Below are 25539 nucleotides of genomic sequence, written 5' to 3'. Positions count from 1 at the left end.
TCTGGATCAAATAGAGCGGCGGCGGAGGGCTCGCTGGGAGTCCTCCGCCGCCTCTTCATCGATCCTAGCTAGTGGACCGGCTGCAATGCTCTAGGGCTTGGTGTAATTGATGATGAATTCGCTCAGCAACCGGGTACCAAAGCCCGTGGCCCCGATGGGGCGCCATGAGTCGTTGGAGTCACTCTTCATGGTCCCGGCGATGTCCAGATGCGCCCAGGGCGTGCCCTTGACGAACTCGGCGAGGAAGAGTGCGGCCGTGATGGCGCCGGCTGTGGGGCCACCCATATTGGAGATATCGGCAATGTCGGAGTCCAGTTGCTTGCGGTAACGGGTTTCCAGCGGCAACTGCCAGATGGACTCACCTGTTGACGCGCCAGCTGACTTGATCTGCTCCACGAGAGCCTGATCGTTGCCAATGACGGCACCGACCAAAGTGCCCAGTGCGGCCATGGCGGCACCAGTCAGCGTGGCGGCATCAACAATGGCGTCAGGGGTTTCTTCCATGGCCAAGCTGAGCGCATCCATCATGACCAGGCGGCCCTCGGCGTCGGTGTTCTTGACCTCAACGGTGGTGCCGTTGCGGGCCGTGAGGACATCGCCCAGCTTGGTGGCCGTGCCGGAGGGCATGTTGTCGGTACAGACCAGCCAGGCGCTGACCGCGACTGTGGCCCCCAAATCCCGCAGCCCCGTCATGGCTGCCATGACGGCACCGGATCCGGCCATATCCATCTTCATAGCCAGGTGCATGGGATCCGAGGGCTTGAGGCTGATGCCACCGGAGTCGTACATGATGCCCTTGCCCACCAGCGCCACATGAGCCGTGGGTTCACCCTCGGGGACATAGCGCAGCACAATCAGCCGCGGCTCCTCGAAGCTGCCCGCGTTCACACCCAACAAGCCGCCGCAACCCATATCAATGAGCTCAGCCAGGCCGAACGTCTCAACGCTTAGACCGAAGGACGGACCCTGCTCCGAAACGAAATCGGCATATTCGGCGGCCGTGAGGTGCCCGGGCGGGTTGTTCGCGAGGTCTCGGGCCAGCGCGGCTGAACGGGCCAATACCTTACCGCGGACCGCACCGGCATCTGCTCCCTCGCCGGCACCAACAATCTCAAGGCTGGCAACGGCCACAGTGGTGGGATCGCTCTTCAGAGCATTGAAACGGTACCGGGCCAGCAAAGCGCCCTCCACGGATGCCTGCGCGGCCGCGTTCCCCGGAACTCCATGGCCTTCAGGCAACACGAGCGCAAGTGATTCGTGACGGGCAGCGGCTGCGGCAAACGCTGCAGCGCCGTCCCGCAATTCATCCACAGTGCGCACGGCACCACTTCCGGCACCCACGGCGATGACCGCCGTCGCACCTTCACGGGGAAGTACCAGGGACTGTCCTGCGGCACCGGTAAATCCAGCGGACGCCAAGGTGTCACGATCTAGACCCAGTTCTGCCGGAACATCACCCTCGGTCGAGACGTAATATCCGACGGCGGTAGCCCCACCATTTGGTGTCGACACGGCAGAAACCGCGGGATCAAGCCGGAGAGAGGGTGCCGGATCATAGGATTCCGGGATGAGCTTGTTGGGAGAATGTGCCATGGAGACAACAACCTTTCAAAGAATACGGACGCACTGCAAACAGAACAGGCCGGCAAGCGTGTGGGCTAGGCCAGGGCCTTAGCCTTGAGCTGTGCGTATTCAGCGTCGTTGATGACGCCAGAGTCCAGCAGGTTCTTGGCCGATGAAATCTGGTCCGCGGGGCTTTGAGTTCCAGCTACGCGACGGAAGTATTCCTCGGTCTGCTGCTGTGCGCTCGAGGCCACCTTGGCACTCCGCTCGGACATGCCAGCGCCGCGGACAATGATGTAAATCAGGGCCGAGATATAAGGCGTAACCAGAAGGAAGAAGATCCAGATTGCCTTGAAGACGCCGGACAGCGTTTGGTCCCGGAAGATATCGGCCACAATTTGGAAAAGGAGAATCAGGTAGGCCAAAAACAGGAACGCAATGGTTATGGACCAAAAGACTTCAAAGAACTGCATTGTTGACTCCATGTGATTCAGTTGTTAACGTTCACCAACGGTGGCGCCGCGGGACCAAAATAATGGTTCCACGAGTAATTATGCTGCCAGAATAGCAGCCCTGCAAAGGGTTTCGTCTTGAATTAAGGTCACGATCCACGCACCGTACAACCTGTCGTCACAATTGTCCTAGAGGGTCTTGTTCACTAGCCTTTGCCTATGAGCGAAATAGCCATGATGCTGATAATTCTGACAATGACGATTGTCATATTTGTCTGGAACAAAATTCCCGTAGAAATAGTGGCAATTGGTGTGGCCTTGCTACTCTTTGCCACGGGAATCATCACCGTTGATGAAACATTTTCAGGCTTTGGTTCCCAGACCGTCATCCTCATTGCGGCTCTCTTTGTAGTGGCGGAGGCCATCGACGCCGCCGGCATCACCACGTGGATGGGCGGCTTACTTGTTCGCTTTGCGGGTGACAGCAAGCCACGGCTCATCGCGTTGATTATGCTTTTTACAGCTTTCCTCACGGCTGTTATTAGCGTCAATGGCGCCGTGGCAGCACTACTTCCCATGGTGGTGGTGCTGGCCGTACGCTTGGGCCGGGAACCCGGACAACTACTCATGCCCATGGCGTTCGCAGCCCACGCCGGCTCCCTGCTGGTCTTGACCGGCTCGCCCGTGAACATTCTGATCCTCGAAGCAGCTCTCGATGCCACTGGCAAGGGTATTGGCTTCTTTGAGTTCGCCTTGGTGGGGCTGCCGCTGCTCATTGGCACCATTGTCGTGGCCATCTACCTCGGTCCGAAACTCCTTCCGCAACGAACCCCAGAGGATACGCCCAAGGATCTCAGCAACCACCCTCGCGTGCTACTGCGCCACTACTGGCCGGACGAGCACGAACTTGCTCGCCTGCACATCTCAGCCGGCAGTAACCACGTCGGCGACCCCATTGCTGGAGTGTTGCCAGCCGTTCGTGGCGGAGTCCATCTGATCAGCGTCCAGAATGCTGCCGGAAAGCCAGCCACCGAGGACACGCTCGACGCCGGCAGCTACTTGGTGGTGCGTGGCACGGCCACAGACATTGCAGATTTCGCCGTTGCACACGAAATGACAGTGGAGGCTGCTGGTGACCATGGGATTGCTTGTGGCCTGATCAGCAAATCCTTTGGAGTCGCCGAGGTGCTCGTGGCGCCGCGGTCAAATCTTATTGGCACGGATGTCTTCCCAGGCATGGTCACCGAGAGCGGATCGCTGGTGGTGTTGGCCCACCAACGGGCAGGAAAAGTCGCCGCAGCTAATGTGCCAAACAATCACGCAACCCGCGTCAAGGCCGGAGATACTCTGCTCTTACAGGGCGGCTGGCAGGAGCTGGACAAGCACACCCTGGATCACAACGTCCTGCTGGTTGACTCCCCCGATGCCATCCGGCGGCAAACCGTTCCGCTCGGCCCGGGCGCCCTCCCGGCACTTGTCATTTTGGTAGCCATGGTGGTCATGATGACGACGAACATTGTCCCAGCGGCCGTAGCTGCTCTTCTCGCAGCCATGGCCATGGTCCTAACCCGTGTGGTCACTCTTGGCCAAGCACACCGCTCCATGGCTTGGCAGACCCTGATCCTGGTGGCCGGCATGATTCCACTCTCTGCGGCGATCACCAAGACCGGCACCGCCGCGTTGCTGGCCGACGGGATTGTCACACTTACCGGAGGAGGGAGCCCATATCTGCTGCTCCTTGGCATCTTCGTCGTCACTGCTGCGTTGGGTCAGCTGATCAGCAACACGGCGACAGCCCTGATCATCATCCCGATTGCCTTGTCCGTCGCCACGGAGGCGGGGATCTCACCGCTCACGGTGCTGATGTGCGTCAGTGTGGCATCGGCGGCAGCACTCCTGACACCGATTGCCACCCCTGCGAACATGATGATCATGCGTCCTGCCGGCTATAAATTTGGCGATTACTGGAAGTTTGGCTTGGTCATCATGGCCCTCTACGTGGCCGTTGCGGTATTCCTGGTCCCGGTATTCTGGCCGTTCTAGGGCCAGCTATTTAGGGTTAGCGGCCAGAAGGCCGGGGCACGGGGTGCGGGCCCCGGGTCCACCTCAATGCCCAGACAACAGAAAACCCCCAGCCTGTAAGGCTGGGGGTTTTCTAGTGGAGTTGCGGGGACAGGATTTGAACCTGTGACCTCCGGGTTATGAGCCCGGCGAGCTACCGAACTGCTCCACCCCGCGATGTGATTATTACTTTACCGTCCATTCACCACCACGCCAAACTGAGGGCACGTGACGTTCATCTCCTCCGTTTACCCCGTCTTCAGAGGGTAGGAATAAGGCCCGACCACCGTGAGGTGACCGGGCCTTATTTAGCGCCTTCGCTAGTTTTACCTAGCGACCGACGTCGGAGCTAGGGTGCCGCGCTCGGCGTGGGTGTTGCGGTGGGCGCGGGAGTGGCTGGCACCGCTCCCTCAGCTGTAACGGCTGCCGCGATGGCAGCCTCCAGCTTCTTCTGCGCTGCACCGTAGGCAGTGAAGTCACCCTTGGTCAAAGCGGCCTGGCTCTCCTTGATGGCTGCGCTGGCGTCATTGAGCGCCTTGGCGAGTGCCGGGTTCGAGCTGGTGGTCCCCCCGGTACCGCCTGTGGAGGTGCCACCGGTATCGGGATCTTTGGTCACGCCAACGTCACCGGCTGCTGCTCCAGAGTCGCCGTCGAACAGCAGATCAAGTGCCTCGTTCAACGTAGCCGCGTAGCCGATCTTGTCACCAAAGGCCACGAGAACACGCTGCAAGGTGGGGTACGAGGTGGAACCTGTGGACTTGACGTAAACAGGCTGTACATAGAGCATGCCGCCGCCCATGGGCAAGGTCAACAGGTTGCCATTGATGACATCTGTCTGTCCGAGCTTAAGGACGTTGAGCTGTTCCGAGACCGTGGGATCGGATTGGAACTTGTTCTGGACCTGGCCCGGCCCGGGCACCTGGGTGGCATCCGGCAACTCCAAAAGCTGCAGTTTTCCGTAGTCGGGACTCTTGACGCCCTTGACCTTGCCGGCATCACCGTTAGCCGCCATAAAGCCGTAGAGGATATTTCTCGAATCCGTACCTGTAACTTCTTGGGGAATGAAGGAAGTGGTCAATGAGAACGCCGTTTTGTCCTGGCCGGGCATCTTCAGAGACAGGTAGTACGGCGGCTGCTTGTCCTTGGTTTTGGAGGTGGGATCCTCTGGGACGCTCCATGCCAAGGTGTTCTTGAAGAAGTTGGTGGGGTCCGTTACGTGGTAGCGGCCCAAAAGTTCACGCTGAACCTTGAAGAGATCCTCAGGGTAGCGAACGTGAGACATGAGATCGCCAGACATTTCAGAAAAAGGCTTGACGCTGGTGGGGAAGACATTTTGCCAAGCCTTCAAAATGGGGTCTTCTGCATCCCACGCATACAGGTCAACGGAACCGTCATAGGCATCCACAGTGGCCTTGACCGAGTTGCGGATGTAGTTGACCGAGGCATTGGGCATGACAGCAACTCCGCCGGCAGCCGTCAGGGAATCCGTGGTGGCTTCCTGAAGTTGCTGCTGCTGGGAGTACGGGTAGTTGGAACTCGTGGTGTAACCATCCACGATCCACTTGACCTTGCCATCGATAATGGCCGGATACGGATTGCCATCGAGGGTCAGGTAGGGAGCAACCTTGGCAACGCGTTCAGCCGGGGTGCGATCGTAAAGGATCTGCGAGCTTTCATTGACGCCGTTGGTCAGCAGCAAATCTGTTGACTGGAATTTCATTGCGTACATCAGGCGGTTAAACCAGTTGCCCACGTTCGGGCCGGCATCGCCGCCAAAAGTAGTCAGAGACTCGTCAGCAGGGTTGTCAGCGGTACTTGCCGGAGTGTTTCCCTGCGGCCGATCAAGCTCAATGGGATCGGTGCCCTCAGGTGCGCCAACAATCGAGTAATCAGTGGTCGACTGCCCAAAGTAAATACGCGGCTGATAGCTGGTATCGGTGCCCAGGACACCAGTAGAGGGCACGCCATACTGCATGAATTTGGGTTTGCCGTCTGATGTGACGGTGTTTCCGTAGGCGGCAACCACACCGTAACCGTGAGTGTAGACCAAGTGCTGGTTGTACCAGCTCTGCTGGGTGGAACTGATTCCGTCAGGGTTGAGCTCACGCACCGCGATCACAGCATCTTGGACCTTGCCGTCGATCGTGTAACGGTCTACGTTGAGGGTCTTGGGGAACTTGTAGTACGGACGGTACTGTTCCAGCTGGGCAAATGTTGAGGACATCAAGTTCGGGTCCAGGAGGCGGATGTTCGCGGCGGTGTCGGCGTCCTGACGCAGCGCGCCGGCAGTCGCCGTCGTGCTTGCGTTGTAGGGGGTGACTTCCATGCCAGTCAGGCCGTAGGCGTCCCGTGTCATGTCAATGTTCCGCGCAATATAGGGCAGCTCCACGTCACCTTCGGACGGTTTGACCTGCCATTGTTGAATGGCCCAGGGGTAGATGCCGCCGGCCACGATAGCCGTAACAACAAGCATGCCCGTACCGATCAGCGGCAGCTTCCACTTGCCAATGAATGCAGCAACGATGAACAAGATGGCCACGATGATGGCGGCCGCAGCCAGGATCGCCTTGGTGGGGATCACGGCGTTGACGTCGGTGAACATTGCACCAGCGCGGTAGCCGGAGTTGTCCTGCAGGGTTGCGTAGCGGCCCAGCCAGAAGTTGGCGCCGAGCAGCAACAAGAACACGCCCACCAAAATGGCGATGTGGATTTGCGCTGCACGGGAGGTGAAGATGCCGCGCTCGGTCAACCGAACAGCACCGTACAGGTAGTGGGTCAGGATGCCGGCGATGAAGGCAATAACCGTGGCGCTGATGAGCATTCCCGCCAAGAAGCCAAGGAACGGCAGGGTGTTGGTGTAGAAGCTGATGTCAAGACCGAACTCAGGGTCCGTGGAGCCGAAGGGAACCCGGTAGAGGAACAACAACACCTTTTCCCACTGGGCCATGGCTGCCGTTCCAGCGAAGAGACCGAAGACGATCGGAACTCCCAGCATGACGACGCGGCGGATCGGCTCAAGCTGTAGCTGGTAGCGGTTGAGGTTGTCCTCATGGGCGCTGTCCGGGGCGTAAATGGGGCGCGCCTTGTAAGCCGCCCGGATGGAGAAGTACACCGCCAGCGCCATGATGAGGAAGCCGGCGATGAATATGAGAATCTTCGCAATGCGCTCGGTCCAGAAGACCTCGGAGTAACCGACTTGGTTGAACCAGAGCAGTTCAGTGTAAACCCCCGAAAAGATCAGCACTGCGACCACGAGCGCCGCCACCACAATGATGGTGGGCATCAATGCGCTACGTCGCTTGGGCCGGATGGAGTTGCTCGGCGGCGGGGCTGGGCGGGATGTCACTCTCTACCTCTTACTCAACTGTTGGACAACAAAAACTGCGGGTACTTCCATAAGGGTGCCACGAACGGGTCGCGGGCCAAGTTCCGTGTGATGCGCAATCGTTACGCTTCGGGAATCAATTGTTATTTGCATGTGGGCAATCCTGAGCCGTCTTTGCCTGAACCAATCAGGGCCACAGCGTCGTGGGCCTCTTCAAGCGTGCTGACTTTGATGACCTGCAGGCCCTCTGGAATGTGTCCCACTACGTCGCCGCAGTTAGCTGCGGGGGCCAGGAAATAATCAGCGCCCGTGCTGCGAGCGCCCACCAGTTTTTGGGCGATGCCACCAATGGCACCAACGTTGCCCTCTGGATCAATGGTTCCGGTGCCGGCAAACTTCTTGCCACCCGTGAGATCTCCTGGAGTCAGGCTGTCCATGATGCCTAGGGCGAAGATCATGCCTGCGCTGGGACCACCAATGTTGCTCAGGGTGATCTGGACGTCGAAGGGAAACTTAAACACGTTCTGAATCTGGACGCCCAGCAAGTATTTGCCTTCGCTACCCAGCTTGGGGGTCAGGCTCAGATTCTGTTCAGCATCATTTCTGCGCACCGTCAGTTGCACGGGTGCACCCTTGCCGTCAGCTAGCGCAGCCTGGATAACGGCCAAGTCCGTAACCTTCGTGCCGTCAATGGTGAGCAGGACGTCGTCGGGCTTCAAAATCCCTGTTGCGGCGCCGTCGGCAGGCACTGCGGCAACAGCCAGATTGGTCTCGAAGTCAATGCCCATGGCTGTCATGGCCGCGGCAGTAGCGTTTTCCTGCGAACCAGTCATGGCCGCCGAGTTCTCACTGTTCACGGTGTCCTGGCTGGTCCCCGGCGGGTAGATCAGCTCGGCCGGGTACACAGTGTCCATCGGCGAGAGCCACGACTTCAGCGTGTCGAAGAAGTTGATGCGGCTATCCGGCAGCCCTCCGGTCATGTGGACAGTGGTCAAGGCGAGACTGCCAGCTGCCGGAGGAAAGCTCTCGTGGCCGGAGACGGTAATGATGGGCTTGCCGTTGAAATCTGCAATGGTGTTGATGGCAGGGCCCGGGGACTCTACAACATACGGGGCGGGGATGGTCAGTGCAGCCGCGCCAAGCACAAGGGCCAGCACGCCCGAGATGGCCATGAGGGAGACTCTTTTGTCGCGAAAAGTACGCGTCGGTGCGGTCGTTTCGGGTGTCTCCTGGCTCAAAGCAGTGACCTCTCCACATTCTCTCGGGTCTCGCAGGTGACTGCGGGATAAACTGCTGTCTAAAACGGGGTACCAACCGCCAAGCCTACTGTGTTTGAATGTGCTGTGCTTGTGCCCCGGCTGGGAGAGTGCAGTGAATCCGGGACTCAGGCCGCCGGGTGCCGCCTACCCTTTGCCTAGAGCGAACAGCGGACCGATACAGGGCGACAACGCAACGAAGCGGCGGTAACGTGAAGTTATTCAGCGTCCACGCCAACGAACGGGCCATCATGTCTTCCACACCAGCCAACAACGACGACGAAACCCCGAAGGATCCGCTTCAGGAAATGCTCGCCAATCTTTTGGGAGGGCAGGGCATGGAGGGTTTTGACCCGGCCGAACTCGCCAAGGCTGCTGGCCTGCCGTCGGATCCCAATGCGCTTGCGCAAATGTTCTCTCAGGTTCAGGCCATGATGAGTGGCTCCTCTGACACTCCTGTCAACTGGGATCTGGCCCATGATGCTGCCCGGAAGGCCGCCGCAGGCGATGACCCTTCCGTGACGCCCAACCAGCAGCGTGAAATTGATGAAGCGTTACGCTTGGCTGAAATGTGGCTGGATCCGTTTACGGACCTGGCTGCCACAGCCATTGTGGGCCGTGCGTGGTCCCGAGCCGAATGGGTTGAGGAAACCCTTGGCACGTGGAAGCGCTTGACCGAACCGGTGGCCAACAGCATTGCCTTCGCCATTTCGACGGCCATGAACGAACAGTTGCCCGAGGAAATGAAGTCCATGATGGGCGGCGCGGCCTCTATGATGCAGAACATGGGCGGGGCACTGTTTGGTATGCAGCTGGGCTCCGCCGTGGGCGCACTGGCCAAGGAGGTAGTGGGCTCCACTGACATCGGCATTCCACTGGCGGACCTCCAGATGGCTCTCCTGCCGGCCAACGTCAAGGCTTTCGGAGAGGGCTTGGAAGTTCCCGAACAAGAGGTCTTGCTGTTCTTGGCCCTGCGCGAAGCGGCTCATGCCCGGCTCTTTGTCCAGGTTCCGTGGCTGCGCGCCCACCTGCTGGGCACCATTGAGTCCTACGCACGCGGCATCCACATTGACATGTCCCGCATTGAGGACTTGGCCCAGAACCTGGACCCGTCCAACCCCGAGGCCATGCAGTCAGCCCTGTCCGAGGGTGTCTTCATGCCGGCCCGCACGCCTGAGCAAGATGCTGCCCTCGCCAAGCTGGAAACAGCGCTTGCATTGGTGGAAGGCTGGGTTGACGAGGTCACCTTCGCAGCGGCAGCCAACCTGCCGGCGGCTGCTGCAATCCGCGAGACCATCCGCCGACGCCGGGCCACCGGCGGTCCCGCCGAGCATGCTTTTGGTTCCTTGGTGGGCTTGGAACTGCGTCCCCGCAGGCTTCGCGAGGCCTCTGCTCTCTGGGCATCGTTGAAGGAACAGCGTGGCATTGCTGCCCGCGACGCCATTTGGGCTCACCCCGATCTGCTGCCCACCTCCGCGGATCTGGATGATGCAGCTGGCTTCGGCGCTCGCCGTAGCGCCGAGGACGCCTCCGAATCAGACGTTGACGCGGCACTGGCCAAACTGCTGGACGGCGGCTTCGACGATTTCCAGGCCGAAGCGCCCACGGACAGCACGGACAGCACAGAGGAACCCGACACCGACTCAGACACCGACTCCGGCAGTGGGGACAAGAACTAAGCAGCCCACGCCTCAAACACCTCTCCCGCCATTCCACACTATAGTTTTGCGATGTGCGGGCTTGGCGATGTGCGGGTCCGATCACCAGCGCGGCGGCGGGAACCACGGATGCACTGCTACGGCAGCCTTCAGTGGTTCCCGCCACCGCGAGTCAGTTAACAACGCAAAGCAAATCTCCCGCCCACGAGCGCCGTCATCGGCTCCGCGAGTGGGCGTCTTCAACACCGCGTTACTTTTCATCGTCGTTACCGCCGTCATTGCCGTCGTCCATGCCTGCTCGCATGCCGGCGATGTTCCGAGCCGAGGCAAACGATGCCCCTTGCAAAAACGCTTGCGCCGCCTCCAACTTCGGGTACCCGGCCAATTCGGACCAAAACGCGGCGCTGTGATTTGGATGGATCAAGTGGGCTAGTTCGTGCAGCACCACATAATCCAGAACCCAATCAGGCATGTCCTGTACGTGGTGGGAAATCCTGATTGTCCCCAGCGCCGGGGTGGCCGATCCCCAGCGAGTGTTTTGGTTGTTGACCCAGCGCACTGATTCCGGCACGGCACGGGCTCCCAGATACTTTTTCGAGAGTGACACGCTGCGTTGCAATAAGGCCGCGTCGCTCCCTGGAAATCGGCGCTTACCAGCCAAGCGGGACCTGTTTTGTTCTAATTTGGCGGCCATGTGCGGCACCCAATACGCCTCGTCTTCAAGGCTGAGCCGTGCTGGGACGGCGATGACCGCCTGCCCATTTTCCCAAAAGGCAGATAGCCCGGTTTTCCGCCGTGCCGTTCTGCGGACCACTATGGTTTCCCCGCTGCTGAGCCGGTGACGGGAGATTGAATCGCCCAAGGGCCCCTTGGTTCCTGTGCCAATGGGTCCACGACGTCCCGGGACGGACGGTGCCGGTCTCGAGGCGGCCAGCGTCCTGGACGGGGCTGCGCTGGCGGCCAGCGTCCTGGGTGGTGGAGTTCTTGATGCTGTTCCCATACCTCGACGGTACCGCCAAGACCTGGCCCCGTGCGCACCAGTTACGGCGTTCGGGGACAAGCTGTGGAGAACAAGTGGCTGTGGATAACCCAAAGCAGGCGGGCCCGCCAAGTGCAATGATTTTAACGTGAGGCATCTGCCCATCAAGATTCACCGGGAGGTCATCATGACGGCTGTCAATCCAGCCCTTCGCGTGGTCAGCCACGGGAGGAGCAGCATACAGATAGGTTTGGGGCCTGGCGGCCTGATCTTGGAGGGGCTGGAAGGCTCCGATCTGGCGTTCATCCAGGCGCTGCGCCAGGGAATTGCCGATGCGCAGGTACTGGATCACGCCGTCGAACTTGGCGTTCCTGCCCTGCGAGCCCAAGAGATCTGCGCCATGCTCGCCACCGTACTGTGCCAGGATTCCGAGCTGTCAACGCATGGCTATCGTGAAGAACGGCTCCGCCCCGACCGAATTGCGCTGCTGGGTCTGTACCGGAAGTCGGCCAAGAAACTTTTAGCCCAGCGAAGGAAGAACGTGGTCCAGGTGGTCGGGCTGGGACGCACCGGGGCTGCCTTGGCCGGGGTCCTTGCCAATGCTGGTGTGGGCACGCTCCTGCTCGAGGACGACTCCCCCGTCACCGCCGCCGATGTCTCTCCCAGTTCCTTTCTCGTGGCCGATATTGGTATCCCCCGTTCTCTGGCGCTGCGCCGCCATCTCACTGCTCTGGATCCCGGCACTCAGATCCATATGGTGCGCGACGGCGGGGCCGGAGGACCCAGCCTACGGAGCCTTGATCTTGCCGTTGTGGTGGGCCGAGATGTGGCCCCTGCGGCCATCACTGCGCGTTTTATGAGCACTGAGCTGCCCCACCTGGTGGTGTTGCACCGGGAACAGGACGGTACTGTGGGGCCGCTGGTGGTGCCCGGGGAAACTGCATGTGCCAACTGTGTGGAGTGGCATCGCAACACAGGCGATCCGCACTGGTTGGAGATCTGCGGGGAGCTGGCCGCGGGCGAAGTAGCTGCGGGCGGCAGTTCACCCGGCAGCCCGGCGAGCGGACGTGCCGGATACCGTGGAGCTCCGCCAGCCAGTAGCGTTACCGGATTGGAAAGCACGGCGCTATCACTGGCACTGGCCGGCACCGCTGCCACCCAAGCGTTGTTGTTCCTCGACGGAGTCAACCAGCCCGGGGCTTGGTCTGCCGTCATGACGTTTCGCCCCGACACTGGTTGCTGGACGGAGCAGGTCTTCAGCGCCCACCCCGAATGCGGCTGCCAATGGCAGAATCAGCCAGCAGCCACAATTTCCAGGACAGCGTCTCCATAACGTTCCAGCTTGGAGGGCCCCACTCCTGGCAGGGCCGCCAGTTCGTCCAAATCAGCCGGCGCTGCCTCGGCAATGGCCATCAGCGTGGCATCGGTAAACACCACAAAGGCTGGCACCGATGCGGAGACCGATTCCTTCAGGCGCCATTCGCGCAACTGCTCAAACACTGCTTCGTCATACCCGGGCGGGCAGTCAGGACAGCGCCCTACTTTGCGTTCGGCTCCGGTGTTCAGGATCTTCCCGCAGACCCTGCATACCGAGGGGCCCACCACCTTGCGTGACTTGCGGGTGGTGGCCATGCGCGGGCCTGTGGCAGCCCCGCCCACAGAGTTGGGCCGCAGACCGTCCAGGAACCGAGAAGGCTTACGATTCGCCCGGCCCCCCGGAGTGCGTGCCGTTGACCAGGAAAAGTTCAGGTACTCCCGTGCACGCGTAATACCCACGTAGAGCAGCCGGCGTTCCTCATCGACTGTCTCCGGGGTGTCCGCGAAGGAGATGGGCATCAAGCCTTCGCTGAGCCCCACCAGGAACACGGCATCCCATTCCAGGCCCTTGGCCGAGTGCAAGGAAGCGAGCGTGACACCCTGGACTGTGGGTGCGTGCTGGGCTGTGGCTCGTTCCTGTAGTTCAGCCACAAAGTCAAGGATGGAGAAGGTGTGCTCGGGGGTGCTGCGGGAGACCACCAGCTCATCGGCTAGGGCCACAATGGCGCTCAGCGATTCCCACCGTTCCCGCACGGCACCGCCCGTTTTGGGTGCTTCTGCTTGGTAGCCGAGGTTACCCAGCACATCCCTGACCAGTTGGCTCAGAGACTCTTCCTCCGCCGCCCGGGAGGAAGCGCGTAGCTGCAGCATGGCATCGCGGACTTCCTTACGGGCGAAGAATCGCTCACCGCCGCGCAACTGGTAACCCAGCCCGGCCGCTGTCAATGCCTGTTCATACGCTTCTGACTGGCCATTGGTTCTGAACAGCACGGCGATCTCGCTGGCGTGCGTGCCGTTGTCAACAAGTACCTTGATTCTGGCGGCGACGGCGGCCGATTCAGCCTCGTCGTCGCTGCATTCCATGAATTCCGGAACCGGGCCGGCCGGGCGCTGGGCGACGAGTTCCAACGGCTTGGACCAGAGCGCATCGGCAGCCAAGCCTCCGCTGCGCCGGTTGGCCAGCAGGTTGTTGGCAAGGCCAACCACTTGCGGCGTGGAACGGTAGTCCCTGACCAGTTTGACCATGTTGGCTTCGGGGTAGCGTTTGGGGAACTCCAGCAGGTGCCGGGGCGTGGCGCCCGTGAAGGAGTAAATGGTCTGGCTGGCATCGCCCACCACGCACAGTTCATCGCGGCCGCCCAGCCACAGATCAAGCATCCGCTGCTGGAGCGGGGAAACATCCTGATACTCGTCCACCACAAAATGCCGGTACTGATCGCGCACGGTCGCAGCCACGCGCGGGTCCTCCTGCAAGATCCCCACGGTGATGAGCAGGACATCCTCAAAGTCAATGAGGTTTCGATCCGCTTTCACATCTTCATAGCCCTGGAAGAGCCGAGCCACCGTAACCTTGTCTAGGCCTCCGGGTTCGCCGCGATCTTCGGCCTTGGTGAGGTAAGTTTCCGGGGTCATCATGGAGACTTTGGCCCACTCAATTTCGGCAGCCAGATCCCGGATGGCAGCCCTGTCGTTGGGCAGCCGAAGCCGGCGCGCGGCCTCGGCAATAATCTGGGCTTTGTGTTCGAGTAGGCCAGGCAGTTGACCGCCGACGGCGTGCGGCCAGAAATACTGCAGCTGCCGCAACGCTGCGGCGTGGAAGGTGCGGGCCTGGACAGTGCCCACGCCCAGATCGCGCAGCCGGGTACGCATTTCTGCCGCCGCCCTCGCGGTGAACGTCACGGCCAAGAGGTGGTTCGCGTTGTAGACCCCGGTGTGCACACCATAGGCAATGCGGTGTGTGATGGCGCGAGTCTTACCGGTTCCGGCTCCGGCCAGCACGCACAAAGGCCCGTTCAAGGTGGTGGCGACGGTGCGCTGCTCCTCGTCCAGACCAGAGAGGATCCGTTCTTCTGCCGTGTATTCATCCATCACCGGCAGTCCCCGCTGGCTGGGGTCAAAACTCATTCCTGCTCACCTGGTTCCACAATTTTCCCGCCGTACCAATGCTCAATCAACTCCCGCGCAATGGACAGCCGGGACGAAATTACGGCGTCCCCCGCCAGAACGGCCTCCTGCAGCTCCGCCCTGCCAAACCAGCGGGCCGCCCGTACTTCACGCAGGTCTGGGGTTGCGACAACGTCGTCCGTGTAGCCAATGAATCCCAGCATCAAGGACCTCGGGAAGGGCCATGCCTGGGAGGCGAGGTATTTCAGCGAATGCAGGTGGACGCCCACTTCCTCGGCGATTTCACGCACCGCACCCGCTTCTGCGCTCTCGCCGCCTTCTATGAAACCTGCCACGGTGGAGTATCTGTTTTCTTCCCACGCAAAGTTATTGGCCAGCAAAATCCGATCGTCGGCTCCCACGATCGCCACAATCGCAGCCGGGTCGGTGCGGGGAAAATGTTCTGAACCGTCGTTGCCACAGCGGCGCATCCAGCCAGCAGCCTGAATTTCGGTGGGGTTGCCGCACCGAGGGCAGAAGGTGTGGGTGGAATGCCAGTTGGCAACGGCCTGAGCCTGAATGAAAATCTCCGCATCGGCTCCGCCCATGTGTTCTGCAGCCGCCCGGTAACCAGCGAAGGTGCTGAGCTCAGGCACCCAAGCCAACTCCCCGGCGTCGTCCGGCAGTGCCAGCAGCACCAACGCCGTGCCCGGCGCAAGAGCATGACCGCGTCCGGGCCGCACCTTTCCCAGATACACCTGCAGCGTTCCGGCCGGCAGCTCGTGGGGCAGCGCCGAGGCATCGACGTAGGCCAGCACGTCGAGGCTGGCACCGGCCATCAAGGCCTTGCCGCGGTGGAAGATCACGACCTTGTGAGCTGCCTTCGCAAGAACTGATTCCATAAACCCGGGTTCACTACGCTGCTCACATTCACGGTCAAGCGCAGCGTCAGGGGAAAGATTGGGTTTGGTCATGTTTCTACCGTACGCATGCGCCGCACATTTATACATTCCGCAGCACGTGATTGTGGACAACGTGGCTCCTGAGGGTGACCGGTGCAGGAGGATCTGTGCAGGACTTCTCGCGACTCGCCGCCTCAAGGAAGCAAGGTTTGGCGCCTTCGCGTTCTACGGTGGAGGAGTGAGAAGAATGACTGCAATCGAACTGGCCGCCATCGCCAGCGCCGCCGTGCCCGGACTTAACGTCACAGCGTTTGGTCCGGAGCCCGACCATGCAGCCGATTTCTGCTCCGCTTTGCTGGTGGATTCGGAGAATCGGCGCTGGAGGGTACGTTCACCGCGCCATGCCGAGGCCAGCACGCGCCTGGAAACTGAACGGCAAGTATTGCGCGCGTTCACCCCTGCTATCCGGGCCGAACTGCCGTTCTTGCTGCCCACCGTGGCCGGGACCGTGCGGCAAGGCGAACTCATCACCTTTGTGTACTCCCATATTCGGGGAAAGGCGTTCACGGTGGAGCAACTCGCTGCCGGGGGTGCCTCTTTGGCCATGGAAATCGGCGCTGCCATTGCAGCCATCCATGATCTCCCCCAGGAGCTCGTGACCAATTCCGATCTCCCCAGCTATACCGCCAATGAATTCCGCCAACGCAAGCTCAATGAGCTTGACCAGTCGGCCACCACAGGCAAGATCCCCCCATCGCTGCTGCGCCGTTGGGAACACGCCATGGAAGATGTGGCCTTGTGGCGTTTTAATGCCTGTGTGGTCCATGGCGATCTCCATGAGGACAACATTTTGGTCCACGGCGATCAAGTATCCGCCGTCAACGGTTGGACCGAGCTCCGCGTGGGCGATCCCGCCGACGACTTTGCGTGGCTGGTTGCCGTCGATGACCCTGATTTTGTTGACACGGTACTGCAGGCTTACGCCGGTTCCCGCCATGAAACCCCTGATCCGCATCTGCTGCGCAGGGCTGCCCTGAGCGCCGAGTTTGCTCTGGCACAGTGGCTGGTCAAGGGCTATGCCGCCGACAGTGCCCGCATGGTGGAGGATGCCGAATCCATGCTGCGCACTCTCGAGGCCGACATTGCCGAGCACGGTGGTCAACCCATCAGTGTCGAGCCCACGAAGGCACCCGTTGCCGAGGTCGTTCCTGACGCAGTTCCAGAAAAGAACACTCCTGTTGTGGCGCCCGCGAAGGGTGGCGCCGCTACTCCAGTGAAGACTAGCAACGCTGTTATCAGTGTCTCCTCCGGTACCGGGGCCGCCGAAGCCGTTGCTGGTGCCTCCGTCGCTAGCGCCGTTGCCGACGCCAGCGCTGCCGAAACTGCTGGTGCCACAGCCGGAGCCGATTCGGCTGACTCAGAGGACTCCGCAGATACCTCGAACTCTTCAGGCGATGCTAGCGATGGCGGTGCCGCTCCCGGTGAAGTTTCCAGCACCAAGGCTAGCGACTCCTCTGAAGACGCAGGGGATAGTGACGCCGGCACTGCTCAGGCTGGCAAGACCGCTATTGCCGGATCCCCCGAGGACGTCGACACCACGGCGTTGAAGGTCATCCCCACCACGAAGTAACTGTCACACCAGCTGCCACCCCTCTTGAACTGGGCAGCTGGGAACTAGGCCGGGCCGCTCAGGAGGAGTAAGCGTTCGTCACGATGGCCTCAAGTTCGTCCTGACCAGCCAAATCCACGGGCCGGATGAGCTTGTCCTGACCCACGTAATAAAACGCTGCCCGCACCTGCTCCAAGGGCACCTCCTTGAGCCTGGACCACGCAAGCCGGTAAACGGCCAGCTGCACGCCACGCACCGCCAACTGCTGCTTCCCGGGAACCTTTCCCGTTTTCCAGTCGATCAAGTCCCAGCCGCCGTCGGCATCCCTGAAGACCGCGTCAATACGGCCACGCACCACCACGTCGGCCACCCTGGTTTCGATGGGCACTTCTAGTTCGGCGGGGACCCTGGCAGCCCACGGCGAGTTCTTGAACGTTTCTTGCATATCGGCCAGGCCGTAAGCCTCGTCCACATAGGAATCGGCCCCGGGAGCCTCATCAAAGTCCAGCTGCCCGGTTGACCCGAAGAAGTCCTCGATCCAGGTGTGGAACGCCGTTCCCTTGCGCGCTGCCATGCCTGGTTTGGTGGGCACTGGCCGGCGCATGGCACGGGTGACCTTCTCCGGATCTTCACTCAGAGCTACCAGCCGGGAGGCTGAAATGTGCGGTGGCAGTTCCACCCTGAGTTGGTCCGAATCCACTTGTTCCTGCGCCAGCAGCACACTGGTTTCAAGCCCCCAGCGCGGATGCCTGGCCAAGAAATCTCTGCCGCCTACAAGGGCCGAAAGCTGTTCCGGGGAGAGTCCGCTGGCGTGGATTGCAGCCTGCGCAACCTCGACGGCAGCCGCCGAGCGAGTCACGTTCTCACGCCGGCCCGTGCGCTTCACGGCCCCAGGACGACCGTGAATCTCAGGGCCATTAAGCGGGTCATAAGGCCACTGCGCGCTTTCGGCACCTGCGCTGGTGGGGTTCTGGGCATCCTCTTCCGGGTCCGGAGACCATAGCGAGATCCGGGCACTCTGCCGCGCCCCTTCTGCCAGAACTAGCAGCTCAGAAATGAAAGGAGACGGTTGCAGCGGTTTCTTTCCGCTTCCCCACACGGTGCTGGAGCACATGAGGAAATCGCGGGCACGGGTGAAAGCGACATAGGCTAGCCGCCGTTCCTCCTCCTCCCCATGCAGGCTTACATCAGCGGCGAACAGCTTCTCATTGTCCATCAGGGTCTTGAGATCCGGAACGTTCAAGTCCCATTCCGGCAGATCCTGCCGGTCGCCACGCAGAGGCCAGGGCAGCGATTTCGCTCCTGTGCTCCAACGGTCTGCCCGGGTGCTGGGAAATGCCCCCATATTCATGCCCGGAACAAACACCACGTCCCATTCCAGCCCTTTGGAGGCATGGACGGTTAGCAGTGCCACAGCATCCGGGTTGCTCTCCAACGGCGTCATTTCCAGCCCGCCTTCCTCGGATTCTGCTGTTTCGAGCCAGCCGAGAAATGCGTCCAAGTCAACCCGCTGGGCCGCCTGCATGAAGGTTGCAGCAGCATCGGCAAAGGCATCGAGGTTGCGCCGGGCGTGGTGAATGCTGGCACCGGGTTTGGCTGCCAGTTCAATGTCCAGCAGCATGGTCCGTTCCACCACACCGAGCAGATTACTCAGATCCTCGCCCACAAAGGTGCGCAGCATGCGCAACTCATCACGCAGCGACAGCAACCTGCCACGCGCCGTCTCTGAGAGTGGGCGCAGCGACTCCGGCCAATAATCTGCACTGAGATAGTCCAGGGCTTCGATCAGGGATGAGGCGTCAACCAGATCTGCCGTCACCACAATTTCCTGCGCCCCTTCAGCATCCACTCCCCCGAACATGCCCCCATCCGCCGTGCCGTGGTGCGAGGCTTGCTCCAGCTCACCACGCAAGGCTGCAGCATTGAAGTCCACCCGGTTTTTGGCAGCCCATGCTCGGCGCCGGGCCAGATGCCGTGCCCAATCCGAAAATGCCATGAGGTCCGATGGCCCAATCCGCCACCGGGCACCTGTCAGCAGCCGCATCAAGGCATCAGAACGCCCGGGATCGGCCACCACCCGCAAGGTGGCGACGAGGTCCACAATCTCCGGGGTACTGAGCAAACCGCTCAGTCCCACGGTTTCGTAGGGGATGCCGCGAGCCTCAAAGACGCTCTGCAGCCCCGAAAATTGCGCACGACGGCGGCACAACACTGCCACAGTCATGGCACCTTGGGTGCCACTGCGGTGCGTGAAATCGCCCTTCCGGGACAGGATTTCATCGGCAATGGCCTCAGCCTCCGCCATATCCGTCTCAAAGCGGGCCAACACCACTTCCCCGTCAGGGGCCTGAGGTTTTTCGCGCAGGGGTGAGACCACCACCCGGGGGCCGGCAGCTGCCCGCTGTTCCTCGGTTAGCCCCGCCGCCAATTTGGCGTTGGCCTTCCGCGTTTGTGCTTGGGCAAGCTCTGCTGACATGACGTTGGCGGTATCCAGGATGTGAGCTGAGTTCCGCCACGCGATGGTGAGTTCGGCAGTCGGTGCGTACCCGCCGTCGGACTTCAGGAAAATCTCGGGGAAGCGGAACAGCTGCCCGGCGGAGGCCCCACGGAAACCATAAATGGACTGGTGTGGATCTCCCACAGCCGTGACGGGGTGGCCGGATCCGAAAAGTTCGGCGAAGAGCTGCAACTGCGCGTGCGAGGTGTCTTGGAATTCGTCCAGCAAGACCACCTTGTACCGCTGGCGCTCCACCTCGCCAGCGTGTGGGACTTCCTGGGCGATCTTGGCCGCCAACGCCACCAAATCACCGTAGTCCAAAACGTTGCGCCGCCGCTTGGCCTCGGCATATTTTTGGACCAGCTCCACCACCGAGCCGCGCGTCCGCAAGACGTCCAGCTGCTTGTTGACCAAGGCGCTGCGCGGCTTGGTGGTCTCGGCGATGTACGGCAGGGTCTCGAAACCCGCTAGATAAGCGGCAATGATTCCTTGAACCTGTGTGGGTTCTTGCAGGTGTTCGGCGCATTCCCCGGCCAGATCCATGACGGACTGGATCAAGGTCGATTTGGCCGCCGTGAAATGCTCATGAGCGCCATTGTGGGCTTCCACCACTTCGCTGGCCAATTGCCATGCCTCGGCCGCTCCCAGAACCACTGCATCACGCTCGATCCCCAGGCGCAGCCCGTAGTCGGTGACAATGCCGCTGGCGTAGGAATGGTAGGTGGATACCTTGGCCTCCAGCGCATCCTTAGCTGCTGCGGCCGGCGCCAATTCCACCTCCCCGGAGCGGGCCAAGGTACCCAACTTGGCTAGCTGTCCGCGGATCCGGGAGGCCAGCTCTCCGGCTGCCTTGCGGGTAAAAGTGACGCCGAGAATCTCTTCCGGCAGCACCAAGCCGTTGGCCACCAGCCACACCACGCGGTCTGCCATGGTGGTGGTCTTTCCCGAGCCTGCTCCGGCAATGACGAGCAGCGGTTCCAGGGGTGAAGAAATGATGGCTGCCTGTTCCGGCGTGGGCGGGAACTGGCCCAGCAGTTCGGCCAAGTCATACGGGCTCACGGGCTGTGAAAGTGTCATTCGGTGATTTGTTTCCCTTCCGGGCACAGCGGACAAATAGTAGGCAGCGGGCATCCGTTACGTTCGGACCAGTCAGTGCCGTGGCGGGCAGGAAATGCGGCTTGGGCCATCAGGAGTGCAGCTTCCATGACCTTGGACGTGGGATCGTTCTCGCTGCCGGGCACCATGGCCGGCTGATCCTGGGTCTTCACGCTCTTGGTGCCATCACCGAGCGGCAGCAGCGCTGCTCCCCCGGAGACAGATCCGGAGAAGCCAGCGGCTTCAGCCAACTCGGCAAAGCCACCCGCTGTCACGGCCACTTGATAGGCGCCCAGCTGCGGATGGGCCAGAACTTGTTCCTTGGTGGGTTTGGTGCGGCCCGTTTTTATATCGACCACCACCAGGTTCCCATTGGCGTCGGCCTCCAGCCGGTCCACCTGGCCGCGCAAGCGCACCACGTGGCCGGGAGTGCCTGCGGGCGCATCCCCGAGGCCGGTTTCCGCTTCACCGGGTGCGGCTGCGGGTGCGGGTGCGGCTGCGGGTGCGGCCACCGTGGCAGGGATCTCGCCGAGTTCAACGCTGAAATCCTCCTCCACCCCTATAAGCGTGCGGCCCTGCTGGCGTGCCTCCACCACGTACTGCGCTAACTTCCCCAACATCTCTTGGGCGCGTTTGTAGTCCACCTGGGTTTCCCATGAATCGGGCAGCCCTAGGGTGGGCCAGCGCTTGTCCAGTTCAGCCACATACTCATGCCCGGCCCCATTCGGAATGTCTTGGGCGATGGCGTGAATGAGCGTTCCCAAGCTCCTGGCGAAATCGGTGGTCGCTTCCCCACCAGCGGCTCGGATGAACCAGTTCAGCGGTGACTTGAGCACTTCCTCCACCTTGGACGGAGAGACGTTAACCGGTTCACCGACAGGCACAATGGGGACGTCGCTGCTGAGCGGCAACAAACCCCACCATTGCCCGGGATGAGCCCCGGGCACGTTTTCGTGGGCCAGCACGGCCAGCATTCTGGCGGCTTCCGGATCGCCATACATCTCCGATTCCTGACGCAACTCAGAGACCAGTGAGCGCAATGTCATGGGCCGGGGGACCTGCTCTACCGGACGCACCGGATACTGCGACTCGCCACCTGAATCAGTGACAGCTTTGTACGGCGCGGCGAGGTCAATGAACTGTGAAGGCTGCAAGTCATGACCGGCTGCGGCCGTCAAGATCAGCTTTTGCCCGGCCCGTGAAATGGCGGCAGAAAAACTGCGCAACTCGTCATACCTGATATCTCGAATGCGCGCGGCCGGCTCAATCTGCCGGGCTACCTCGGCCCCATTTTCCAGCACATCCACCAACAACTGGCTGCCCAGCAACTCCCCGCGCAGCCTGGTATTGGGCCAGACTCCCTCCTGCAAACCCGAGACAATAACCACCTGCCATTCACGTCCGGCAGCACTGGCCGGAGTGAGGATTTCCACGGCGTCGGTCCGCTGAGCACGCGCCGCCAACGTGTCCATGGGCAGTTCCTGGCTCAATAAATAATCAAGGAACTGCTGCGGGCTCGATCCCGGCAATTGGTCCACATACCGCTCAGCCGTCTGGAACAACGCCATGACGGCATCTAAGTCTCTGTCGGCGCGGATGCCCGTGGGCCCGCCACGCAACGCTTGGGTTTCCCACGTTCCAGAGCTGTCGCAGGCCTCCCATAACGCCCACAGGACTGTCTCCGCATTGGCTCCGGGCTGGGCCACCGCGTCATGCCCGGCAGCCACCATGGCAGCAATACGCGTGGCGTTGCCTGCCTCCCAGCCCAACGGCGCCAACTTTTCCGGGTGCAACAACGCCTCGACTAGCAGCTCGTCGCTGGCCCGGCCACCCCCAGCCTGCAGTTCCTGTTGGCGCAGCGCCTGACGCAGGCGGCGCAATTGCAGCGCCGTTGACCGACCCAAACGGGACGTTAACAGCGCCACACAAGCCTCGGCGTCGAGCTTCCCAGGATCAAGAGCCACCCCGAAGGCCTCCAACAAGGGGCGGACGGCGGGCTCGTCGCGGACAGGGTTCTCCGCCACCGGCACCTTCACGGCGATGCCCAGCCCGCTCAAATACCTTTGGAGCGCGGCCAGTGCCGATCCCGTCCGGACAATCACGGCGATCTGGTCCAGGCTGTGCTTCTCAATATGCTGCAGGTGCAGGATCCGCTCGGCCACCAAGCGCAATTCATGGACCTCGGAGGCCACCACATGGGCCCTGACGTACGACGCCGGGTCCCCGGCGCTGGCTTCTCCCTCACCTTGGTCCCCCGGCTCCGGCCACACAAGCTCGCGAGCCTTCTGTCCGCCACGGATCTGGAAAATCCGCTCAGCCACCCCCGACCACGCGCCGGCAACGGTGGGGCTCATCCGGTGCGAGGTGGAGAGCACAAACTGTTGCAAGGGATATTCCTGCGTGCCCAGCGACTGAGCCAAGGACGCCACCATGTCCGGGCGGGCGCCACGGAAACCCTGGACCACAACGTCCGGGGCGGCAGCCACCAGAATGTCCTTGCCCCGGCCCACCAACTGCAGCAGTTCATGGACCGACCTGTTGGCTTCTTGAATATCGTCAACCACAATCAGCTCAAGCCTGCTGCGCTCGGCAGACAGGAATTCCGCATCGAGTTGCAGGAGCGTGGTGGCTGCCGTGATGATACCGGCCGGGTCAAAGGAGCCTGACTTGCCCCAATCCACCACATCGCGGTACTCGGAGTACAGCGATGCTGCGGCCACCCAGTCCGGGCGGCGGTTGGCAACACCCAGCTGGGCCAATTCCTCAGGCAGGAGGCCGTACTCAATGACGCGGTCAAAGAGTTGACGGATTTCTTGGCGGAAGCCGCGGGTTTCTAGGGCCTCGGACAACTCGTCGGGCCACTTCGGGTCCGTGCCCAAGCCCAACTTGTGGCCCGCCAGCAGGTCCTTAATGATCAGGTCCTGCTCGGGACCGCTCATGAGCCGCGGCGGGCCGTCCAGGTGCGGCATCCGGCCCGCCACTGTGGCACGTCGCAACAAGTCAAAGGCATAGGAGGACCAGGTCCTGGCAGGGGAGGTGCTGATGCTCCGCGTGAGCCGAGCACTGAAACCGTCACGAAGCTTAGCGGCAGCCAAGCGGGAAGGGGCCAGCAGGAGTGCAGCACCCGGATCAACTCCGTGGTGCTCCATCCGTTCGACAGCCGCCTCAATCAGCACGGTTGATTTTCCGGTGCCGGGGGCACCCCACAGCAGAACGGGACCGGTGCCGGGTGCCAGATCAACCACGGCCTGCTGGTCGGCACTGAGCACCAGCTCAGTCTTGACGCTTTGTGAGGGCCGGACCAACATCAGCTGCGGCAAGGGCTGGAAGAACTTGTTCGCTGGCGTACTCTGCGCCTTATGGGCATTGGCTGGCTGGGCACTAGCCTGCAGCTGCTGCTGTGCCTGATCTGCTGGCTCTGTTTGACGTGCTTGCTCGGCCGGCTCTGCTTGCGTGCTCATAGTCTCAGTTCACCACGAGGCACTGACATTCTCAGATCCGAGTCAGCAGAGGCTTCCGGGGCTGGATCAGATGCGTCATGCAAGGCGCCCGCAACGGCGTCAATGAGCTCAAACTCGGCTTCCTGCGGATTCCAGCGGGCACTTTTCATGTCCACGCGCCACGGCGGGTTCTTGCCCGGCACTGGGGCGGCCGCAGTGTCGCCACGCAAGGCCGTCGACTCCTGCAGATAATGCTCCAAGGCCTGCCGCTCGTGGCCCTGCGGAGCAGCCCCGCTGGCACGAATAACCCGCCACCATGCCACGGCGTTTCCATGGGCGGACATGACGGCACCCACCTGACGCGGCCCGCCACTGTCCAACAGCGCAGCAATGTCCCCATATGACAAAACCTTGGACTCAGGGATCAGCTCGGCCACTGCCAGGACCGCCTCGACATACTCTTCATGCATGCCTCCAGCGTAGTTTGTGCCACAGCGCAGCAGTGGCACAGGCATCGGCCGCCATGAATGTGGGTCCCAACAGGTACCGTAAGTTACATGACTAGCTGGAATATGCACCCCCGTGCCGCCTTTGACTTAGAAACCACTGGCAAGGATCCCCGCACGGCCCGGATCGTCACGGCCTCGATCGTTGTAGTCGATGATGGAGGCACCGTGGTGGATACCCATGAATGGTTGGCTGATCCCGGCATGGAAATTCCGGAAGAGGCCGCTGCCATCCACGGCATCAGCACCGAGCATGCACGCGAGAATGGCCGCCCCTCAGATATGGTCACGGCCGAGGTGGGCGCTGTTCTAGCTACTCTCTTTGCCAACAACATTCCCGTGATCGCCTTCAACGCCAGTTACGACTTCACTGTCTTGGCCCATGAAGCCCGCCGCCACAGCCTGAATCAAATTACCGCGGCCCCTGTCATCGACCCCTTCATCTGCAATAAGAACGTGGACCGATTCCGCAAGGGCAGCCGAACATTGGTGGCCCTTTGCGAGGAATACGGGATCAATCTCGAGGACGCCCATACCTCGGCAGCCGATGCGGAGGCCACGCTGCGGCTGGCTGATGCGCTGGCCGCCAAGTACAGCGCCCTGCGCGTTGATGTCATGGAACTGCACCAGGCACAGGTGGGGTGGGCTCGCGACCAGGCCGCCGATTTCCAAGCTTATTTGCGCCGCGTCAAGGACCCCGCCGCCGTGATTGAGGGCGATTGGCCCGTCCTGCCCTGAGTTTAGAGCCACAAAGTGATCATTTATGAGCTAAATCA

Annotated in this window: 15 protein-coding genes and 1 tRNA gene; 5 read left to right on the top strand and 11 right to left on the bottom strand. The window is 61.4% G+C overall.

Annotated elements, in window-relative coordinates; all coding sequences use genetic code 11:
- Nucleotides 1-90 precede the first annotated feature (90 nt).
- Together CXQ93_RS04260 and CXQ93_RS04255 are read right to left on the bottom strand one after the other, a co-directional pair.
- Entirely contained in the window at nt 91-1593 is a 1503-nt protein-coding gene (locus CXQ93_RS04260) for a M17 family metallopeptidase (RefSeq protein WP_104109265.1), read from the bottom strand.
- A 65-nt stretch (nt 1594-1658) separates the two neighbouring features.
- On the bottom strand, nt 1659-2036 hold the full coding sequence (locus CXQ93_RS04255; RefSeq protein ID WP_218712850.1) for an SHOCT domain-containing protein: 378 nt from the start codon (nt 2034-2036) through the stop codon (nt 1659-1661).
- 198 nt (nt 2037-2234) lie between these two features.
- On the opposite strand from CXQ93_RS04255, the gene CXQ93_RS04250 reads away from it, so the two are divergent.
- Nucleotides 2235-4058 (top strand): SLC13 family permease, encoded by a 1824-nt coding sequence (locus CXQ93_RS04250; protein ID WP_104109263.1) that lies wholly within the window; start codon nt 2235-2237, stop codon nt 4056-4058.
- Nucleotides 4059-4179: 121 nt separating this feature from the next.
- Here CXQ93_RS04250 and CXQ93_RS04245 read toward each other — a convergent pair.
- The 3 genes from CXQ93_RS04245 to CXQ93_RS04235 all read right to left on the bottom strand — a co-directional run bounded on the left by CXQ93_RS04245 (nt 4180) and on the right by CXQ93_RS04235 (nt 8573).
- Nucleotides 4180-4253: transfer RNA gene (locus tag CXQ93_RS04245), tRNA-Met, on the bottom strand.
- Nucleotides 4254-4425: 172 nt separating this feature from the next.
- A complete protein-coding gene (locus tag CXQ93_RS04240; protein WP_104109262.1) occupies nt 4426-7359 on the bottom strand; it encodes a UPF0182 family protein in 2934 nt (977 codons plus the stop codon).
- A gap of 185 nt (nt 7360-7544) precedes the next feature.
- Nucleotides 7545-8573, bottom strand: a complete 1029-nt coding sequence (locus CXQ93_RS04235; protein WP_104109261.1) for a PDZ domain-containing protein — start codon at nt 8571-8573, stop codon at nt 7545-7547.
- Between the two features lie 335 nt (nt 8574-8908).
- On the opposite strand from CXQ93_RS04235, the gene CXQ93_RS04230 reads away from it, so the two are divergent.
- On the top strand, nt 8909-10336 hold the full coding sequence (locus CXQ93_RS04230; RefSeq protein WP_104109708.1) for a zinc-dependent metalloprotease: 1428 nt from the start codon (nt 8909-8911) through the stop codon (nt 10334-10336).
- A gap of 229 nt (nt 10337-10565) precedes the next feature.
- Here the strand turns inward: CXQ93_RS04230 and CXQ93_RS04225 are convergent, their stop codons facing one another.
- A complete protein-coding gene (locus CXQ93_RS04225; protein WP_104109260.1) occupies nt 10566-11315 on the bottom strand; it encodes a M48 family metallopeptidase in 750 nt (249 codons plus the stop codon).
- A gap of 127 nt (nt 11316-11442) precedes the next feature.
- Between CXQ93_RS04225 and CXQ93_RS04220 the strand changes: the two genes are divergently transcribed.
- Nucleotides 11443-12627, top strand: a complete 1185-nt coding sequence (locus CXQ93_RS04220) for a ThiF family adenylyltransferase (RefSeq protein WP_104109259.1) — start codon at nt 11443-11445, stop codon at nt 12625-12627.
- Here the strand turns inward: CXQ93_RS04220 and CXQ93_RS04215 are convergent.
- Nucleotides 12588-14735: an ATP-dependent DNA helicase UvrD2 gene (locus tag CXQ93_RS04215; RefSeq protein WP_104109258.1), complete on the bottom strand. Its 2148-nt coding sequence runs from the start codon at nt 14733-14735 to the stop codon at nt 12588-12590. The genes CXQ93_RS04220 and CXQ93_RS04215 overlap by 40 nt on opposite strands.
- Nucleotides 14732-15688: an NAD(+) diphosphatase gene (nudC, locus tag CXQ93_RS04210; RefSeq protein ID WP_181036048.1), complete on the bottom strand. Its 957-nt coding sequence runs from the start codon at nt 15686-15688 to the stop codon at nt 14732-14734. The genes CXQ93_RS04215 and nudC overlap by 4 nt, the downstream gene beginning before the upstream one ends.
- A 175-nt stretch (nt 15689-15863) precedes the next feature.
- On the opposite strand from nudC, the gene CXQ93_RS04205 reads away from it, so the two are divergent.
- Complete coding sequence (locus CXQ93_RS04205; protein WP_104109256.1) at nt 15864-17246, top strand: macrolide 2'-phosphotransferase; 1383 nt, start codon at nt 15864-15866, stop codon at nt 17244-17246.
- Nucleotides 17247-17304: 58 nt separating this feature from the next.
- Here CXQ93_RS04205 and CXQ93_RS04200 read toward each other — a convergent pair whose 3' ends face one another.
- Genes CXQ93_RS04200 through CXQ93_RS04190 form a run of 3 tightly spaced genes read right to left on the bottom strand, consistent with a single transcriptional unit; the run spans nt 17305 to nt 24727 of the window.
- Nucleotides 17305-20799 (bottom strand): ATP-dependent DNA helicase, encoded by a 3495-nt coding sequence (locus CXQ93_RS04200; RefSeq protein ID WP_104109255.1) that lies wholly within the window; start codon nt 20797-20799, stop codon nt 17305-17307.
- Nucleotides 20796-24278 carry an ATP-dependent DNA helicase gene (locus CXQ93_RS04195; protein ID WP_258068584.1) on the bottom strand — a complete coding sequence of 1161 codons (3483 nt, stop codon included), beginning with the start codon at nt 24276-24278 and terminating at the stop codon, nt 20796-20798. The genes CXQ93_RS04200 and CXQ93_RS04195 overlap by 4 nt, the downstream gene beginning before the upstream one ends.
- Entirely contained in the window at nt 24275-24727 is a 453-nt protein-coding gene (locus CXQ93_RS04190; protein WP_104109254.1) for an MGMT family protein, read from the bottom strand. Before CXQ93_RS04190 ends, CXQ93_RS04195 begins: the two co-directional genes overlap by 4 nt.
- An 87-nt stretch (nt 24728-24814) precedes the next feature.
- Between CXQ93_RS04190 and CXQ93_RS04185 the strand changes: the two genes are divergently transcribed.
- Nucleotides 24815-25501 carry a 3'-5' exonuclease gene (locus tag CXQ93_RS04185; protein ID WP_104109253.1) on the top strand — a complete coding sequence of 229 codons (687 nt, stop codon included), beginning with the start codon at nt 24815-24817 and terminating at the stop codon, nt 25499-25501.
- The last annotated feature ends 38 nt before the right edge of the window (nt 25502-25539 follow it).

The sequence above is a fragment of the Arthrobacter sp. N199823 genome, from assembly GCF_002929705.1.
Lineage (GTDB): Bacteria > Actinomycetota > Actinomycetes > Actinomycetales > Micrococcaceae > Specibacter.
This window is presented reverse-complemented; position numbering and strand designations above follow the sequence as displayed.

Excerpts from the sequence above, each read along its gene's own strand:
- CXQ93_RS04190 (WP_104109254.1), bottom strand. The coding sequence starts at position 24,727 with ATGCATGAAGAGTATGTCGAGGCGGTCCTGGCAGTGGCCGAGCTGATC.
- CXQ93_RS04240 (WP_104109262.1), bottom strand. The coding sequence starts at position 7,359 with ATGCCCACCATCATTGTGGTGGCGGCGCTCGTGGTCGCAGTGCTGATC.
- CXQ93_RS04255 (WP_218712850.1), bottom strand. The coding sequence starts at position 2,036 with ATGCAGTTCTTTGAAGTCTTTTGGTCCATAACCATTGCGTTCCTGTTT.
- CXQ93_RS04200 (WP_104109255.1), bottom strand. The coding sequence starts at position 20,799 with ATGACACTTTCACAGCCCGTGAGCCCGTATGACTTGGCCGAACTGCTG.
- CXQ93_RS04235 (WP_104109261.1), bottom strand. The coding sequence starts at position 8,573 with ATGGCCATCTCGGGCGTGCTGGCCCTTGTGCTTGGCGCGGCTGCACTG.
- CXQ93_RS04250 (WP_104109263.1), top strand. The coding sequence starts at position 2,235 with ATGAGCGAAATAGCCATGATGCTGATAATTCTGACAATGACGATTGTC.
- CXQ93_RS04215 (WP_104109258.1), bottom strand. The coding sequence starts at position 14,735 with ATGAGTTTTGACCCCAGCCAGCGGGGACTGCCGGTGATGGATGAATAC.
- nudC (WP_181036048.1), bottom strand. The coding sequence starts at position 15,688 with ATGACCAAACCCAATCTTTCCCCTGACGCTGCGCTTGACCGTGAATGT.
- CXQ93_RS04230 (WP_104109708.1), top strand. The coding sequence starts at position 8,909 with ATGTCTTCCACACCAGCCAACAACGACGACGAAACCCCGAAGGATCCG.
- CXQ93_RS04225 (WP_104109260.1), bottom strand. The coding sequence starts at position 11,315 with ATGGGAACAGCATCAAGAACTCCACCACCCAGGACGCTGGCCGCCAGC.
- CXQ93_RS04185 (WP_104109253.1), top strand. The coding sequence starts at position 24,815 with ATGACTAGCTGGAATATGCACCCCCGTGCCGCCTTTGACTTAGAAACC.
- CXQ93_RS04205 (WP_104109256.1), top strand. The coding sequence starts at position 15,864 with ATGACTGCAATCGAACTGGCCGCCATCGCCAGCGCCGCCGTGCCCGGA.
- CXQ93_RS04260 (WP_104109265.1), bottom strand. The coding sequence starts at position 1,593 with ATGGCACATTCTCCCAACAAGCTCATCCCGGAATCCTATGATCCGGCA.
- CXQ93_RS04195 (WP_258068584.1), bottom strand. The coding sequence starts at position 24,278 with ATGAGCACGCAAGCAGAGCCGGCCGAGCAAGCACGTCAAACAGAGCCA.